Source organism: Sphingomonas sp. OV641 (genome assembly GCF_900109205.1).
GTDB lineage: Bacteria > Pseudomonadota > Alphaproteobacteria > Sphingomonadales > Sphingomonadaceae > Sphingomonas.
In genome coordinates this window covers 82,381-97,444 of the sequence record NZ_FNZB01000001.1, presented here as the reverse complement: position 1 = coordinate 97,444, position 15,064 = coordinate 82,381, and the positions used below count along the sequence as shown (strand labels likewise).

Here is a 15,064-nt window from a genome sequence, read left to right as displayed (position 1 = left end):
TATTGGTCGCGATGCTGGCACGGACCGGCGCGATCGCGACCCGATTGCCGGCAGGTCAGAAGGTGACGCTGGCGCCCAGCGTGATCATCCGACCCTGCTCATAGCGGTTGATGAAGACGCGCTGGCCATCATCGAAGGTCTGGCTTTCCTGATAGCGCGTGCCCGTCAGGTTGCGCGCCTCGCCCTTCAGCTCGAGCCGGGTGCCGAGGAAATCAACCGTCTGGCGCACCACGAAGTCCAGGCGGATGCCCGGCCGCTCGATGATGTCGGGCTGGAACCCGACACCGGACAGCAGCGACGGGCCACGATTGGTCACTCGCTCGCTGGCATAGTTGAACAGCAGCGTCGCCTGCAGGTCATTGTCGCGATCCTCATAGCCAAGCTGGAGGTTCACGAGGTGATCCGACTGGCCGGTCAGCGGCGCGCCGTCGCGGAACTGGAGGTTAGCCGGTGCGAAACCGTCGCCGCAGCCGCCCAGCGTGATGCCCAGCACGCTTGGAACGCACTGTTCGTCCGCGGTGATCTTGGACTGGGTGTAGGTGTAGTTGGCGATGATCACCGCCCGCTTGCCGGCCATGCCGTCCGAAATGAAGTCGAGCGGGATGTACTTCTGCACCTCGACCTCGCCGCCCCACAGGGTCGCGCGGGGCAGATAGGTGAAGCCGGTCTGCAGGCGCGCGTCAGGCGTCGGATAGAAGCCGACCTGCTCGATCGGATTGTCGATCCGCTTGTAGAAGCCGGCCGCGGTCAGGCGCTGATCGCGATCGAAGAACCACTCGTACCGCGCTTCGAGATTGTAGAGCTTCGAGTCGCGCAGGTTGGGGTTACCGAAGAACAGGCGATCCGATTCGAAATCGCGGAACGCCTGCGGTGCCAATTCGCGGAACTGCGGGCGCGCGATGGTCTTCGCCGCCGCCAGGCGAAGCTGCATGTCGGAGGCGAAATTCCAGGTCAGCGTTGCCGCCGGCAGGAAATAATCATTGTCCAGCCGGGTGGAGAGCGCGCCGATCGGCGTCACCTCCTGCTTGGCCGTCTCGTAGCGGACACCGATGATCGCACGGATGCCGTCGATCGCCTCCGCTTCGGCCTGGACGTAGCCGGCATGGATCTTGAGGCTCGCGTCATAAGCGTAGGAGCCGTTCAGGCCGGAGTCGAAGCGCAGCTGCACAGAATTGTCGGCAGGCGTGCCGGTCGTCGCCACGGGGCAGCCGTTCAGCACGTCAGGTGACAGCAGATAGTCCGGGCGGAAGAGGTTGCACGGGAACGGGATCGCCCCGCCGGTCGCCGTTTGATAGGTGAACGGCAGGCGCAGCGACGAGCGTTCGTTCTGCGAGTAGTAATAGCCGGCAGACAGCGTGAAGGGCCGGTCGCCCGGCAGCTTGTAGGCGACATCCGCCTGGCCGGAATACAGATCCTCGTTCAGTTCGCTGAACACGACCGTCGCGAAGCGATCAAAGGCGTTGGTGGCCTGCCACACGCCCGGGCAGCTCACCCCACTGCCGTTCACCGGCTCCGTCACCTGGACGTTCAGGCCAGTGTTGCAGGTATAAACGAACTGGCGCTCGTAGGGCGAGTTGCGCTTGGAGTTGGCATAGGCACCGCGCACGTCGATCGACAGATCGTCGATCGGCTTGAACTCGCCCACCAGCTGCGTTTCGATCAGCTGCCGCTCGAACCAATTGGTGTTCTGCTGGAAGATCGGGTTGCCCGACGAGTTGTTGTACACCGTCGCGGCGGAGGCGCGCCCCTGCTTCAGGGTGTCGTGGATATAGACGTTGGTCCAGCGGATGCGGTTCTCGTCGAACTCATATCCGAACCCGAGCAGCCCGTTCACCACCGCGCGATTGTCGGTGATCAACGTATCGAAATCGTTGCGCAGCGTTCCGTCGTTGCTGATCGTGTCCTGCTGCGTCGTGGCGCGCGTGCGCCAGGTGTTCGACACGCTGCCGGTGGCGATCATGCCGATCCGGCCCGCACCCAGCTCGCCCACCAAACCAAGGTTCAGATCGGCCGACCAGTTCGGCGGAATGTCGTTGTTGCGCTGGAGCAGCGTGGTGCGCGCGTTGGACAGCTGCGCCACCTGCGCCGTGGGGATCACGCCCGAGCCGGTCGGCGCATTGCGCAGGAAGTCGGGCACGTCGCGCTCGCCCGAATCATAGCCGAGCCAGTCGGTCTTGGAGCCGTAATAGGTGTTGCCGAGCTTGCCCGTGGTCTGGGTATCGACGCCTAGCGAGCCGCCGAACGTGACGAAATTCTCGTCCGGGATGGCCTTGGTGGTCAGGTTGATGACACCGCCACCGAACTCGCCGGGGTAATTGACCGAATAGGTCTTCTGGACCAGCGCCGAACCGACGATGGTGGTGGGAAAGATGTCCAGCGGCACCGTCCGGCGCAGCGGCTCCGGGCTCGGCAGCGGCGAACCGTTGAGCAGCGCGGAGGAGTAACGGTCGCCAAGGCCGCGCACGAAGACATAGCCGTTGCCGACGACCGACAGGCCGGTCACGCGGGTCAGTGCACCGGCGATGTCGCCCTCACCGGTTCGTGCGATGTCCGCGGTGGAAAGGACGCTGATCACCTGCGCGGTGGACCGCACGGAGTTGGGAATGTTGCGGCCGACCACCACGATGTCGCCGCCCGCCGCGGCATCCACGCCCGGCGCGGAAACTTCCGCTTCCTGCTCCTGCTGCCCCGGCACCCCGGCGGCCTGGGGATCGGCCGGCTGCGCGGTCGTGCCCTGGTCGGTGCTCGTGGCCTCTTCGGCGGGTGCGATGGTGGCGGTGCTCGGCCCGGCGGTTGCCGGCGCCCCGCCCGAAGGCGCGACCTGCGCCAGCGCGGCTGGGGTGACGAGCGTCGTCGTCACGAGGAGCAGGGAGGCATAAAGGGCGCGCTGGCGCATGATCAGGTCTTCCGGTGATTTTGCAAGGAGCGGGCCCGCCGCGGCGCATGGTGCGCGCAGGGGCCCGCTACGGTCACGATTGTGGGCCGGGGATCAGCGGCCCTGGCACTGGAAGTAGACCGAGTTGAAGGTCGGCGGGCCGACATCCTGCAGGGCCGCATCCGCCGGGCGGATGGTGGTGCGGGTATCACCCGAACCGGCGCCGGCGATCAGGTTGACGCAGGCCTGGCCCGTACCGGTCTTCACCACGCCGTTCACGAAGGCGAAGTCCGCACCGCCACGCAGGCGGATCGCGGCGGGTGCCGACGGTGCCGTCTGGATGAAGGTGAAGTTGGCGTAGCGGCCATAGGTCCGCGGCAGCAGATCCTCGGCGCCGTTCGAGTCGATCTCGGTGGCGAACGAGTCAGCCGTCGCGCCGCCGGCCTTCTGCGCGGCGATGATGAACTGCATGAAGCCGCGCCAGCCGTTGTCGACGTCGAACGCGTCGTCGTCCGAGCCGGTCACCACGAAATACTTCAGGTTGGTGGTGCCACCGAAGATCTCGACACCGTCGTCGGCCGAATTGTGGCTCTGGACGTGGTCGATCGTGGTGCCGCTGCCGGTACCGCCGAGGGTCAGGCCCTGCAGCTCGTTGCCTTCGCTGATCGCGATGCCGGTGTAGCGGATCTGCACATACTGAAGCGTGCCGGAATTGTCGGCCTGGCTGGTGCCGCCATAGAAGCGGCCGGGAACGCCCTCGATCGGCGCCTGGCACGTCGTGCTGGTGCCGTTGGCGTCATTGCCGGTGGTGCCGCCCTGGTTGTTGCCGCCGGTGCCTGCCGCGCAGACCGCGGTCGGCGCACGGCCGAGCAGGATGAGGCCGCCCCACTGACCCTGCGTCGAATCGGACACGCCGTTGTTGGTCAGGTTCTGCTGCGAGGTGAAGATGATCGGCGCCGCTGCGGTGCCCACCGCATTGATGCGGCTGCCGCGGTTCACGAGCAGGAGGTCGTTCGATGCCTCGCTGGTATCGGCGGCGAGCACAACGCCCGGCTCGATGGTCAGCGTGACGCCCGAGTCGGCGCCCTGCGAGCCCACGTCCGTGCCCACTTCGGTCTGGCCGCGGAAGCGATAGAACACGCCCGCGATCTTCGGCAGCGTCATGCTGGCGCTGATCACCGTCGGAAGGCGGCAGGCGCGGAAGCCCGCCACCGTGCCGTCGTCGGTCGTGCCGGTCGGGCAGGCGACGCCCGCCGCCGGCGTGCCGACGCTCGGCACCGCGGTGCAGGCTGCGGTGCTGCCACCGAAGTTCGCGGAGGAGGAATTACAGGTCCAGCCCTGGAATGCCGTGTCGTTCGGGCCGTTCACCGCGCCGACGAAGTTGGTCGCCGTGAAGAAGCTGCCCAGCGTCGAGGCATTGGTCGGCGTGGCGAGCGAGGTCGTGCTGACCGGATAGATGCCGTTCAGGCCCGCAGCGCCGCTCACATTGTTGTTGGAGCCGGCGTTGACCAGCGCGAACTGCTCGTCAGCGGTGATGGTGACGCCGCTCTGCGTGGTGGCGAGGGCGAATTCCGCTGCCGTGATCGGCGACGGCGTCGGCGTGGTCGGCGACGGCGACGGGGTCGGCGTCGGATTGACGATCACGTCGATGTTGCCTGCACCCGGCGATGCGACATCGTCCGCGCCGCATCCGGCAAGCAGAAGGCAGGCGGTGCCCACAAGAAACTGGTGGCGGCTGAAGCTGGGCATGTCTCACTCCCGTTGAACTGATCGGTCCTCCCCAGGACCGCGGGCGAGCGGGCCAATCGCCCGTCCCCCTCGGAAAGAGCCGCTAGGCGCGGGAGATGACAGCCAAATGGATGTTCAGAGACTCTGAAGTGACGGAGATGTTGCGGTAACGTGACAATCGCTTCCGTCAGGCGATCGCGCCGCGTTGCTGCCGCTTCAATCGTCGATGCCGAAGTTCAGCGTCCGGGAAACCACCGGGTCCGCCACCCCGACCAGCAGATAGGCGACAAACTGCTTTGCCCGCTGCCACAGCCCGGTGGCGGCGAGATACTGGTCCATGGTGATCTCCTCGGACTGCGCGATCTCGCCGTCGATATAGGTGCGGACATGGTCGGCGAAGGCGTCGTCTTCGATCCGCAGCATGAGCTCCAGGTTGATGAACAGGCTGCGCATGTCGAAGTTGGCGCTGCCGATGTGCACCGCGCTGTCCACCGCATATAATTTGGTGTGAAGCTTGGTCGGCAGGTACTCGAACACCCTGATCCCCCGCTTCAGCAACCCGCGATAGGTGAAGCGCGCTGCCGCGATCGTGGCGTTATTGTCCGATTTGCGCGCCGTCACCACGCGCACGGCCCTGCCCTTTCGCCCGGCCCGATCGATTCGGCGCAGCATCGTCGGGCTGGGGGTGAAATAGCCCGCGATCAGGTCGATCCGCTCGGCGCGTCGCATGTCAGCGCGCACCGCCCGCGCCCAGGGGGAAAGCCGGCGTGTCGGCCCCCCGATCAGCCAGCGCACGTCCCCCTCCTGCTCGCTCCATTGTGACAAGGCGCGATTGAGGTGGCGAAGCTTGCCCTTGGGCGTCCGCACCCAGCTATTCAGTGCATCGAAATAGCCGGCGATCCGCGCCGCGGCCTGACCCTCGACCAGTAGCCCCAGGTCGCGCCATGCCTGATCGCCGGCGGTCCCGAAATAATCGTCCTCGATGTTGAAGCCGCCAATGATGATCCGGGGCGCCTCCTCCTCTGCGTCGGCAAGGGCGAGCTTCTGATGGTTGCGCAACAGGTATCGCCGGCCCAGGCGCGGCGCGAACCGGCATACGGACACCCCGGCCGCTTCCAACGGGTCGAAGAAGCGCCGGTCCGCCGCATCATCGCTGCCGAACCCATCCACGATCAGCGACACCTCGACCCCGCGCCCGGCGGCGGCGATCAGGGCATGGTTGACCCGCTCGCCCGCGTGATCGTCGGCATAGATATAATAAAGCATCCGCAGCGAGCGCCGCGCACCCTCGATGAGGCCAATCAGTGCATCAAGCCGCTCCGGACCTTCGATCAGCAGGGTCAGCCGGTTGCCGGCGACGGTGAAGGAAGAGGCGCTGTTCATCCCGCGCGACTTGGACCGGACGACGCACCGCGGCAAGGATGCGGATTTCTTGACTTGGCGGAGGCTTGCGCCTAGATCGCCTGCCTTCATCCAGCAGTAGTTTAGCGAAGGAAGCGTCTATGGCGCGCGTCACGGTCGAGGATTGCGTCGACAAGATCCCCAACCGGTTCGATCTGGTTCTGCTCGCAGCGCAGCGCGCGCGGCAGGTGTCAGGTGGCGCCGAACTGACGATTGATCGCGATCGCGACAAGAACCCGGTTGTCGCGCTGCGTGAGATTGCCGAGCAGACGATCAAGCCGGCAGATCTGAAGGAAGGCGTGGTGCAGAGCCTGCAGCGCGTTCAGATCGACGACGAGGAAGAGGCAGATGCTGTCGGTTCGCTCGCCGCATCGGCGGAGGCGCTTCGCCTCACCGCCGCTGCCCCGCCGCGCAACCAGAACCTCGGCGCCGATTACGACGGCTGATTGCGGCGCTCGGTCACCGGGCGCCTTGCCGATCCGGCCCGCAACAAACGAAAGGCCGCAGCGCCACCGCTGCGGCCTTTCGTTTGTGCGTCACCAAATAACGGTCGACGCACGGCTGCTTATTCCTCGGGCCGCCCCTTGAAGCCCTGCGCCACGACGAACCATTCCACCGATCCCTTGCGGCTCGACGGCGGCTTGGCGTGTTTGACCGTGTTGAAGTTTCGCTTGAGCAGCGCGACCAGCGTCGAATCCGCGCCGCCCGCGAAGACCTTTGCCACAAAGGTGCCGCCCGGCCGCAGCACGGATATGGCGAAATCGCTCGCCGCCTCCACCAACCCCATGGTGCGCAAGGCATCGGTCTGCGGATGGCCCACCGTATTCGCCGCCATGTCGGACAGGACGATATCGGGCGCGCCGCCCAGTTCCTCGATCAACCGCTCGGGCGCTTCATCGGCCATGAAGTCCATCTGAAGGATCGTCACGCCGTCCAGCGGATCCACCGGCAACAGGTCGATGCCGACCACCGCGCTGCCGGGCACCTTGCGCCGCACCACCTGGCTCCAGCCGCCCGGTGCCATGCCCAAGTCCACGATCCGCTTCGCGCCGCGCAGGAAGCTGAAGCGCTCGTCCAGCTCGATCAGCTTATAGGCCGCGCGACTGCGATAGCCCTCCGCCTTGGCGCGCTTCACATAAGGATCGTTCAGCTGCCGCTCCAGCCAGCGCGTCGATTGCGCCGTCCGGCCGCGCGCGGTTTTCACCCGCGTACGCAGGCCACCCCCGCCCCTCATGCCGCACTCGCCATCAGGCGACGCAGGATACCCTCGCGGATGCCGCGGTCGGCGATCCCCAGCCGTTCGGCCGGCCACAGATCAAGGATTGTCTCCAGGATCGCGCAGCCTGCCACCACCAGATCGGCGCGCTCGCGGCCGATGCACGGCAGCTTGGCACGCTCCCCGATCGACAGATGCGCCAGCCGCTGGCTGATCGCGCGCATCGAATCGGCCGGGGCGATCAGGCCATCCACCTGCGTGCGGTCATATCGATCCAGCCCCAGGTGAACGCTCGCCAGCGTCGTCACGGTGCCCGACGTACCCAGCAGCCGGCGCGGGCCGTCGACCCGCGGCAATCGCGCCGCGAATGGCGCAAAGCTGTCGCGCACCAGATTGCGCATCCGCTCATAGGCTGCGGCAAGGCCATCCGGCCCGTCTCCGCCACCGGCGCTTTCGGTCAATGAAACAACTCCCCAGGGCGCCGAATGCCAGTCAATGACGGTGGGCACGGTTGACGCAGTATCGATCAGCACCAGCTCCGTCGAACCGCCACCGATGTCGAAGACAAGCGCCGGCGCATTGCCCGGCTCCAGCAGCACATGGCAACCCAGCACGGCCAGCCGCGCCTCTTCTTCCGCCGAGATGACGTCGAGGTGGATGCCCGTCTCCCGATAGGCGCGTTCGATGAAAGCCGCGCCATTGGTCGCGCGGCGGCACGCTTCGGTAGCGACCGATCGCGCCAGTGTCACGTTGCGACGCTTCAGCTTGTCGGCACAGATCCGCAGCGCTGCGATCGTCCGCTCGACCGCCGCGTCGGACAATTTGCCGCTGGTCGCCAGCCCCTCGCCCAGCCGGACGATGCGGGAAAAGGCGTCCACCACGGCAAATCCGTCGCCTTGCGGACGCGCGATAAGCAGCCTGCAATTGTTGGTGCCGAGATCCAGCGCGGCATAATGACGCGCGTAATGCTGGCGAAAGGGGGCGTTTTGCGAGCCCTCGCTTGCCGGACGGGCGCGGCGATCGCGCCGGTACGGCAGGTCGGCGTGATGATGCGCCACGTGCCGTCGTTCTTTCTTCTTTTCTTCCGTCACGGGATGAACCCCGCTCGGTGCTTGGCAGGGAAGCTAGCGCGCACCGCAACCCACTGCAACCCGCGTGCGCAAACAGGTGCTTGACCTGTTCAATCTGCCAGACTAGAGCCGCCGACCTGTCGCCGCTTCACCGCTGCGACGCGGCTGCTGCCCGATCCTCTAATGGTAAGAGAGCGGACTCTGACTCCGTCAATCAAGGTTCGAATCCTTGTCGGGCATCCAGCACCACCAGCTTCATCCAGATCCAGTCACGCGGTCCCTCGATAGCCGGCTGACCTCGCGTCAGGCTTTTACGCCGACGTGCCCGATGGATCGCTAATGCTGACCAGGAGAGGCGACTTTCCGGCCAGCCGCGCGCCACAAGCGCCTTCGCCGGAACCGCAAAATCGCGACACGCCATTGACGCACCGCCCCTTCACCCGCGATGGCGGGGCTTTCCTGGTACCTGCGTGACATGCTGATCCTCTCCCTCCTCCTCCAGGCCGGCCCGATCGTGGTGACCGGCCCGCAGCCCGGCGCGGCGCAGCCGCCGGCGACCATGGCGTACGAACCGGCCGCCATGCTGGTCGCCACGTTCGATGCGGATGCGGACGCCCGCGTGACCCGCGAAGAGATGGAGGACGGCCTCGCCGCCTCCTTTGCCGCGATCGACAGGGCCAAGGCCGGAACGCTCGGCTATATCGACTTCGCCGATTGGGCCGAACGGTTCCTGGGCGATCGCAACGCCCTTCCCAGCCCCTTCGAAGTCGACCGTGACGGCGACAATCGCGTTGCTTTGCGGGAGCTTCAGACCCGCTTCTCCGAATATTTCACGCGCTATGATCGCGATCGCGACGGCGTCCTTACCCGCGCGGAGCTCCTGACGATTCGCGCGCGCGTGTTCGGCGATGAACACTCCCCCAATGATGGAAAGAAGCGGAAGCCACCCCGCCGATGACTGACCGTTTCGCCTTCACCATTGCCGCGACGGACGGCGTCGCCCGCACCGGCAGCATCGCCATGCACCGCGGCACGATCCGCACCCCCGCCTTCATGCCGGTCGGCACGGCAGCGACCGTCAAAGCGATGAAGCCGGCCGATGTCGAGGCCGCCGGCGCGGACATCATCCTTGGCAACACCTATCACCTCATGCTCCGCCCCGGCGCGGAGCGTGTGGCCCGGCTTGGCGGACTTCACCGCTTCATGGGTTGGGACAAGCCGATCCTGACCGATTCGGGCGGCTATCAGGTGATGAGCCTGTCCGAACTGACCAAGCGGTCCGAGGAAGGCATCACCTTCAAATCGCACCTCGACGGCACGCGACACCTGCTCAGCCCGGAACGGTCGATTGAGATTCAGCGGCTGCTCGGCTCCAACATCGTCATGGCCTTTGACGAACTGGTGCCGACCACCTCCACGCGCGAGGTGCAGGCCGCGGCGATGGAACGCTCCATGCGCTGGGCCCGCCGCAGCCGCGACGCTTTCGACGGCGGCGGCGATCATGCCGCGCAGAACGCCATCTTCGGCATCCAGCAGGGCGCACTGGACCAGGGATTGCGCAAGTCCAGCGCCGATGCGCTGATCGATATCGGCTTCGACGGCTATGCCATTGGCGGTCTGGCGGTGGGCGAGGGTCAGGAGGCGATGTTCGCCTGCCTTGACTTCGCGCCCGGCCAGCTTCCGGCCGATCGCCCGCGCTATCTGATGGGCGTGGGCAAGCCCGACGATATCGTCGGCGCGGTGGAGCGCGGCGTCGACATGTTCGATTGCGTGCTTCCCACGCGTTCGGGCCGCACCGGGCAGGCCTTCACCCGTTCGGGCCCGATCAACATCCGCAACGCGCGCTTCAACGAGGATCAGGGGCCGCTCGATCCCGAATGCGCCTGCCCCACCTGCTCGACATGGAGCCGCGCCTATCTCCACCATCTGGTGCGCGCGGGCGAGATCTTGGGCGCCATGCTGATGACCGAGCACAACATCTTTTTCTATGAGACGCTGATGGCGGATCTGCGCGCGGCGATCGCCGACGGACGGCTCAAAGCCTTTGCCGATGCGTTCCGGGCACGGTACCAGCGCGGCAAAGGAGAGTAAGCGTGTCCGACGAACCCAATGAGATCCTCGCCGCAGCAGCCGCCGCCAAGCAGCACGAAAACGCTGCCAAAGGCGCTGAAAAGGCACGCCAGAAGCGTGGCTGGGATCTCGGCAAGATCGGCCTTGGCGTAGGCATCGGCTCCGCCGCCGTCGCTGCCGCGGTACTGTTCACCCGCAAGAAGGATTGAAGGGTCGGGGCACTCGCGCCCCGCGCCTGAAGGTCTAGCCGGGCTGGCCCCGGCATCCACCAAGCCAAGCGTGCCGGAACAGCTAAGCAGTTCAGCAAACACCGGCATGGATTCCGGACAAAGTCCCAGGAACGCGGGGCAAAAGCCCTCCCCAACCCCAGTCATCCCCGCGCACGCGGGGATCCAACGTGCAGCAGGCGCTGCGCTCCCTCACCAGCCGTAACGCCCGGGCACCATGGATCCCGGATCAAGTCTGGGACGACCTGGGGCAAGGCAGAAAGCCGCTCAACCAAACCCGTCATCCCCGCGCACGCGGGGATCCAACGCGCCGCATGCGCTGCGCCCACTAATCAGTCACAACGCGCGCGGCACCATGGATCCCGGATCAAGTCCGGGATGACCTGGGGCAAGGCAGAAAGCCGCTCAACCAAAACCCGTCATCCCCGCGCACGCGGGGATCCAACGCGCCGCACGCGCTGCGTCCACTAATCAGTCACAACGCGCGCCGCGCCATGGATCCCGGATCAGGTCCGGGATGACTTGGGCCGGGCAGAAAGCCGCTCAACCAAAACCCGTCATCCCCGCGCACGCGGGGATCCAACGCGCCGCATGCGCTGCGCCCACTAATCAGTCACAACGCGCGCGGCACCATGGATCCCGGATCAAGTCCGGGATGACCTGGGGCAAGGCAGAAAGCCGCTCAACCAAAACCCGTCATCCCCGCGCACGCGGGGATCCAACGCGCCGCATGCGCTGCGTCCACTAATCAGTCACAACGCACCCGGGCACCATGGATCCCGGATCAGGTCCGGGATGACCTGGGGCAAGGCAGAAAGCCGCTCAACCAAACCCGTCATCGCCGCGCACGCGGGGATCCAACGCGCCGCACGCGCTGCGCCCACTTACCAGCCACAACGCGCGCCGCGCCATGCACCCCGAATCAAATCCGGGATGACACGCGCGAAAACCAGCCCGAAACAACCGACATCCCCGCGTCTGCGGGGATCCATAGACGCGGACCGCTGCAATCACGCCGCAGCGTCGACGCCTATGCTCCCCGCCGCCACGCGCCGGCGGTTGCGCGCCAGCGAACCCGATGGCTCAGCCGGCCAGGTCCTTGAACGCCGCATCCTTGTCCGTCCGGATCTCGCCCGGTAGGCCAAGCACGCGCTCGGCGATGATGTTCTTCAGGATTTCGTCCGTGCCGCCGGCGATGCGCAGCCCCGGCGCGCTCATCACCGACGCCTGGAACAGCCCCTTCAGCGGCAGCAACGCCGGATCGTTGATAATCCCATATTGATCCTCCGCCTCGATCGCAGCATTACCCAAATCCTGCAGCACGTTCGCCGCGATGATCTTGCCGATCGAGCTTTCCGGCCCCGGCGTCTGCCCGCGGCTCAGCGCCGTCATGGTGCGCATACGGGTGTTCTTGAGCCCCTCGGACTGGACGTACCAGTCGGCGAGCCGCTGGCGAAACGCGCTGTCCTTCACCAGCGGACCGTCCGCCGCGTCCAGGTCCTTGGCCAGCGCAAGGATCTCCTTGGGGCTGGCGCCGCTCGCCCCGCCAACCGCGAGACGCTCGTTCATCAATGTGACCAGCGCGACCTTCCAGCCATCGTCCACCGCGCCGAGCCGCTGCGAATCCGGGATGCGCACGTCGGTGAAATAGACTTCGTTGAAGTTCGAGCCGCCCGACATCTGGTGGATCGGCCGGATCTCGACGCCCGGCGATTTCAGGTCGAGCCAGAACATTGTCAGGCCCTTGTGCTTGGGCACGTCCGGGTTCGTCCGCACCAGCACAATGCCATAGTCGGAATAATGCGCGCCCGAGGTCCACACCTTCTGGCCGTTCACCACCCAATCGTCGCCGTCACGCACCGCGCGGGTGCGGATCGCCGCCACGTCCGAGCCGCCGGCGGGTTCGGAGAACAGCTGCGACCAGATCTCCTCGCCGCGCAGCGCGGGACCGACGAAGCGCTTCTTCGTCTCGTCGTTCGCAAAGGCCATCACCGTCGGCACGCACATGCCAAGACCAATGGTGAAATAGCCATATTGCACCGGGAACTTGGCCTCTTCCTGGCCGAAGATCACCGACTGTATCGGCGTGCCGCCGGCCCCCCCCCATTCCTTGGGCCAGGTGATCTGCGCATAGCCGGCCTCGGCCTTGCGCTTCTGCCACGCCTTGCCGGCGGCCATGTCATCCGCGTGGTTCATCGCCTTGTGCTCGGCGGAATTCTTCTCAAGCCAGGCGCGCGCCGTGGCGCGATATTCGGCTTCTTCGGGGGAATCGTTGAAGTCCATTGTTCCTGCTCCTCAACCCGTTCGCCCTGAGCTTGTGGAAGGGCGTGTTCCGGGCACGTACTTCGACAAGCTCAGTACGAACGGTGGTAATTAGGCCGCGTTCTTCATCTCGAGCTGGCTCACCAGCCGCTCGCGCCACGTCGCGGGCGCACCCGCCACCAGCGAAAGCTGCCGCGAGCGGCGGTAGTAGAGCTGCGGGTCCGCTTCCCAGGTGAAGCCGATGCCGCCGTGCGTCTGGATGTTTTCCTTGGACGCGAACCAGAACGCCTCGCTCGCCGCAACGCGCGCGGTGGCCGCCGCCAGCGGCAGCTCGCCCGCATCGGTGTTGAGCGCCCAGGCGCCGAAATAAGCGTTGGACCGGGCGATCTCGTTCTTCACATACATGTCGGCCAGCTTGTGCTTGATTGCCTGATAGCCCGCGATGGCGCGGCCGAACGCCTGCCGCTCAAAGGCATAGGCCTTGGCCATCTCCAGGCTCTTGTCCGCGCCGCCGACCTGTTCGAACGCCAGCAGCACCGCTGCCCGGTCGAACACCGCCTGCATCGCGGCGATACCGTCCTCACTGCCCAGCTTCTCGGCCGGCGCGTTGGTGAAGGTCAGCTTCGCCGCCGATCGCGTCGGATCCAGCGTCGTCAGCACCTCGGCCGAAACGCCCTCGCCCTTTTCGACCAGGTACAGCCCGTCCTTGGCCAGCACGACGATAAGGTCGGCAACGTCGCCGTCCGTTACCGGGATCTTCTCGCCCGAAAGCTTGCCGCTCGACACGGTCGTCCCGATCGAGCGCGCCGCCACCGGTCCCTTGCCCTCGCTGGTGGCAAAGGCGCCGATCACTTCGCCCGCAGCGATCTTGGGCAGCCACTTGGCCTTCTGCTCCTGCGAGCCGAATTTCATCAGCGCCTCGGCGACGAAATACACGGTCGAGGCGAAGGGGATCGGCGCGCAGGCGCGGCCCAATTCCTCCGCCAGCGCGCACAGCTCGACATGGCCCAGACCAAGTCCGCCGAATTCCTCGGGGATCGCGGCGCCCAGCCAGCCCTGTTCGGCCACGCCCTTCCACAACGCCTCGTCATATGCGCGATCGTCATTGTCGAGCACGCCGCGCACCACCTTGGCGTCGCATTTGGCGGAGAGGAACTTGCGCGCCTCTTCCTTCAGCATCTTCTGGTCGTCGGAATAATCGAAGTTCATCTAAAATCTCCCTCTCCCCTTCAGGGGAGAGGGTTGGGGAGAGGGGCTGTCATGAGCCGCTCGTCCCTGCCCCTCTCCCCGACCCTCTCCCCAGAGGGGAGAGGGAGAAGTGTTCACCGCGGCTGCATCCGGATCGCGCCGTCCAGCCGCACGTCCTCGCCGTTGAAATAGCCGTTGCGCAGCATTTCCACCGCCAGTGCGGCATATTCCTCCGCCGCGCCGAGCCGCTTGGGGAACGGCACCATGGCGGACAGCGCGGCCTTCACCTGCGGTTTCGCGCGCGCCAGCAGCGGCGTGTCGAAGATGCCTGGCAGGATCGTGTTGCAGCGCACGCCCTCGCTCGACAGGTCGCGCGCGACGTTCAGCGTCATGCCGATCACGCCCGCCTTGGCGGACGCATAGGCGACCTGCCCCATCTGCCCTTCCTCGCCCGCGACGCTGGCGGTGTTGACGATCGCTCCGCGGTCGCCGTCCTCAGTCGGGTCCAGCGTCATCATGCCCGCGACGGACCCCACGATGCAGCGGAATGAGCCAACAAGGTTCAGCTCGAGCGTCTTCTGGAAATTCTCGATCGGATACGGAACGATCGATCCGTCTTCCTTGGATCGCGCCACCGTCTTGTTCGGCCCGCCGAAGCCGCCGCCGGCACAGTTCACCAGCGCGCGCTCCTGCCCGTTGGCGGCGCGCGCCTTGGCGAAGCCCGCATCGACCGACGCCTGGTCCATCACGTCGACCTCGCAGAACACCGCGCCGATCTCCTCGGCGACCCCGGGGCCGATCTCGGCATTCTTGTCGAACAACGCGACCTTCACGCCATGCGCGCGCAGCGCCTTGGCGGTGGCCAGCCCCAGCCCTGAGGCACCTCCGGTAATAACGGCAGCAATATCCGGTCCGAGCTTCACGCCCCTCTCCCCTCACCCTTTGGCGGCGACCCCGTCGGCCTTCCGCGATTGCAGGATAACTTTAGTTATGTAGAGTGCCTCGTCAACAGACATCCGCCAACAGG

12 protein-coding genes and 1 tRNA gene are annotated in these 15,064 nt (G+C 66.2%); 5 read left to right on the top strand and 8 right to left on the bottom strand.

Annotated elements, in window-relative coordinates; all coding sequences use genetic code 11:
- Positions 1 to 55: 55 nt before the first annotated feature.
- From BMX36_RS00410 to BMX36_RS00400, 3 genes are all read right to left on the bottom strand, one after another.
- Positions 56 to 2,896 (bottom strand): TonB-dependent receptor domain-containing protein, encoded by a 2,841-nt coding sequence (locus BMX36_RS00410; RefSeq protein ID WP_093063269.1) that lies wholly within the window; start codon positions 2,894 to 2,896, stop codon positions 56 to 58.
- Positions 2,897 to 2,989: 93 nt separating this feature from the next.
- The gene (locus BMX36_RS00405; protein ID WP_093063268.1) at positions 2,990 to 4,624 is read right to left on the bottom strand and encodes a hypothetical protein; all 1,635 of its coding nucleotides are present in this window, start codon (positions 4,622 to 4,624) and stop codon (positions 2,990 to 2,992) included.
- 195 nt (positions 4,625 to 4,819) lie between these two features.
- Positions 4,820 to 5,986, bottom strand: a complete 1,167-nt coding sequence (locus tag BMX36_RS00400; protein WP_093063267.1) for a phospholipase D-like domain-containing protein — start codon at positions 5,984 to 5,986, stop codon at positions 4,820 to 4,822.
- Between the two features lie 119 nt (positions 5,987 to 6,105).
- On the opposite strand from BMX36_RS00400, the gene rpoZ reads away from it, so the two are divergent.
- Positions 6,106 to 6,450 (top strand): DNA-directed RNA polymerase subunit omega, encoded by a 345-nt coding sequence (rpoZ, locus tag BMX36_RS00395; protein ID WP_066777924.1) that lies wholly within the window; start codon positions 6,106 to 6,108, stop codon positions 6,448 to 6,450.
- Positions 6,451 to 6,569: 119 nt separating this feature from the next.
- On the opposite strand, the gene BMX36_RS00390 is transcribed toward rpoZ, so the two are convergent.
- Complete coding sequence (locus BMX36_RS00390; RefSeq protein ID WP_066777921.1) at positions 6,570 to 7,238, bottom strand: RlmE family RNA methyltransferase; 669 nt, start codon at positions 7,236 to 7,238, stop codon at positions 6,570 to 6,572.
- Positions 7,235 to 8,278: a Ppx/GppA phosphatase family protein gene (locus BMX36_RS00385; protein ID WP_093065080.1), complete on the bottom strand. Its 1,044-nt coding sequence runs from the start codon at positions 8,276 to 8,278 to the stop codon at positions 7,235 to 7,237. Before BMX36_RS00385 ends, BMX36_RS00390 begins: the two co-directional genes overlap by 4 nt.
- Positions 8,279 to 8,459: 181 nt before the next feature.
- Between BMX36_RS00385 and BMX36_RS00380 the strand changes: the two genes are divergently transcribed.
- The 4 genes from BMX36_RS00380 (at position 8,460) to BMX36_RS00365 (ending at position 10,569) form a co-directional block, all read left to right on the top strand.
- Positions 8,460 to 8,533: transfer RNA gene (locus tag BMX36_RS00380), tRNA-Gln, on the top strand.
- A 202-nt stretch (positions 8,534 to 8,735) separates the two neighbouring features.
- A complete protein-coding gene (locus BMX36_RS00375) occupies positions 8,736 to 9,248 on the top strand; it encodes an EF-hand domain-containing protein (RefSeq protein WP_256210596.1) in 513 nt (170 codons plus the stop codon).
- Positions 9,245 to 10,381: a tRNA guanosine(34) transglycosylase Tgt gene (gene tgt / locus BMX36_RS00370; protein WP_093063266.1), complete on the top strand. Its 1,137-nt coding sequence runs from the start codon at positions 9,245 to 9,247 to the stop codon at positions 10,379 to 10,381. The genes BMX36_RS00375 and tgt overlap by 4 nt, the downstream gene beginning before the upstream one ends.
- A 2-nt stretch (positions 10,382 to 10,383) precedes the next feature.
- Positions 10,384 to 10,569 (top strand): hypothetical protein, encoded by a 186-nt coding sequence (locus tag BMX36_RS00365; RefSeq protein WP_066777917.1) that lies wholly within the window; start codon positions 10,384 to 10,386, stop codon positions 10,567 to 10,569.
- 1,101 nt (positions 10,570 to 11,670) lie between these two features.
- On the opposite strand, the gene BMX36_RS00360 is transcribed toward BMX36_RS00365, so the two are convergent.
- The 3 genes from BMX36_RS00360 to BMX36_RS00350 form a co-directional block, all read right to left on the bottom strand.
- Positions 11,671 to 12,870: an acyl-CoA dehydrogenase family protein gene (locus BMX36_RS00360; RefSeq protein WP_093063265.1), complete on the bottom strand. Its 1,200-nt coding sequence runs from the start codon at positions 12,868 to 12,870 to the stop codon at positions 11,671 to 11,673.
- 90 nt (positions 12,871 to 12,960) lie between these two features.
- Complete coding sequence (locus BMX36_RS00355; RefSeq protein ID WP_093063264.1) at positions 12,961 to 14,058, bottom strand: acyl-CoA dehydrogenase family protein; 1,098 nt, start codon at positions 14,056 to 14,058, stop codon at positions 12,961 to 12,963.
- Positions 14,059 to 14,171: 113 nt separating this feature from the next.
- The gene (locus BMX36_RS00350; RefSeq protein ID WP_066777908.1) at positions 14,172 to 14,960 is read right to left on the bottom strand and encodes an SDR family NAD(P)-dependent oxidoreductase; all 789 of its coding nucleotides are present in this window, start codon (positions 14,958 to 14,960) and stop codon (positions 14,172 to 14,174) included.
- Positions 14,961 to 15,064: the final 104 nt, after the last annotated feature.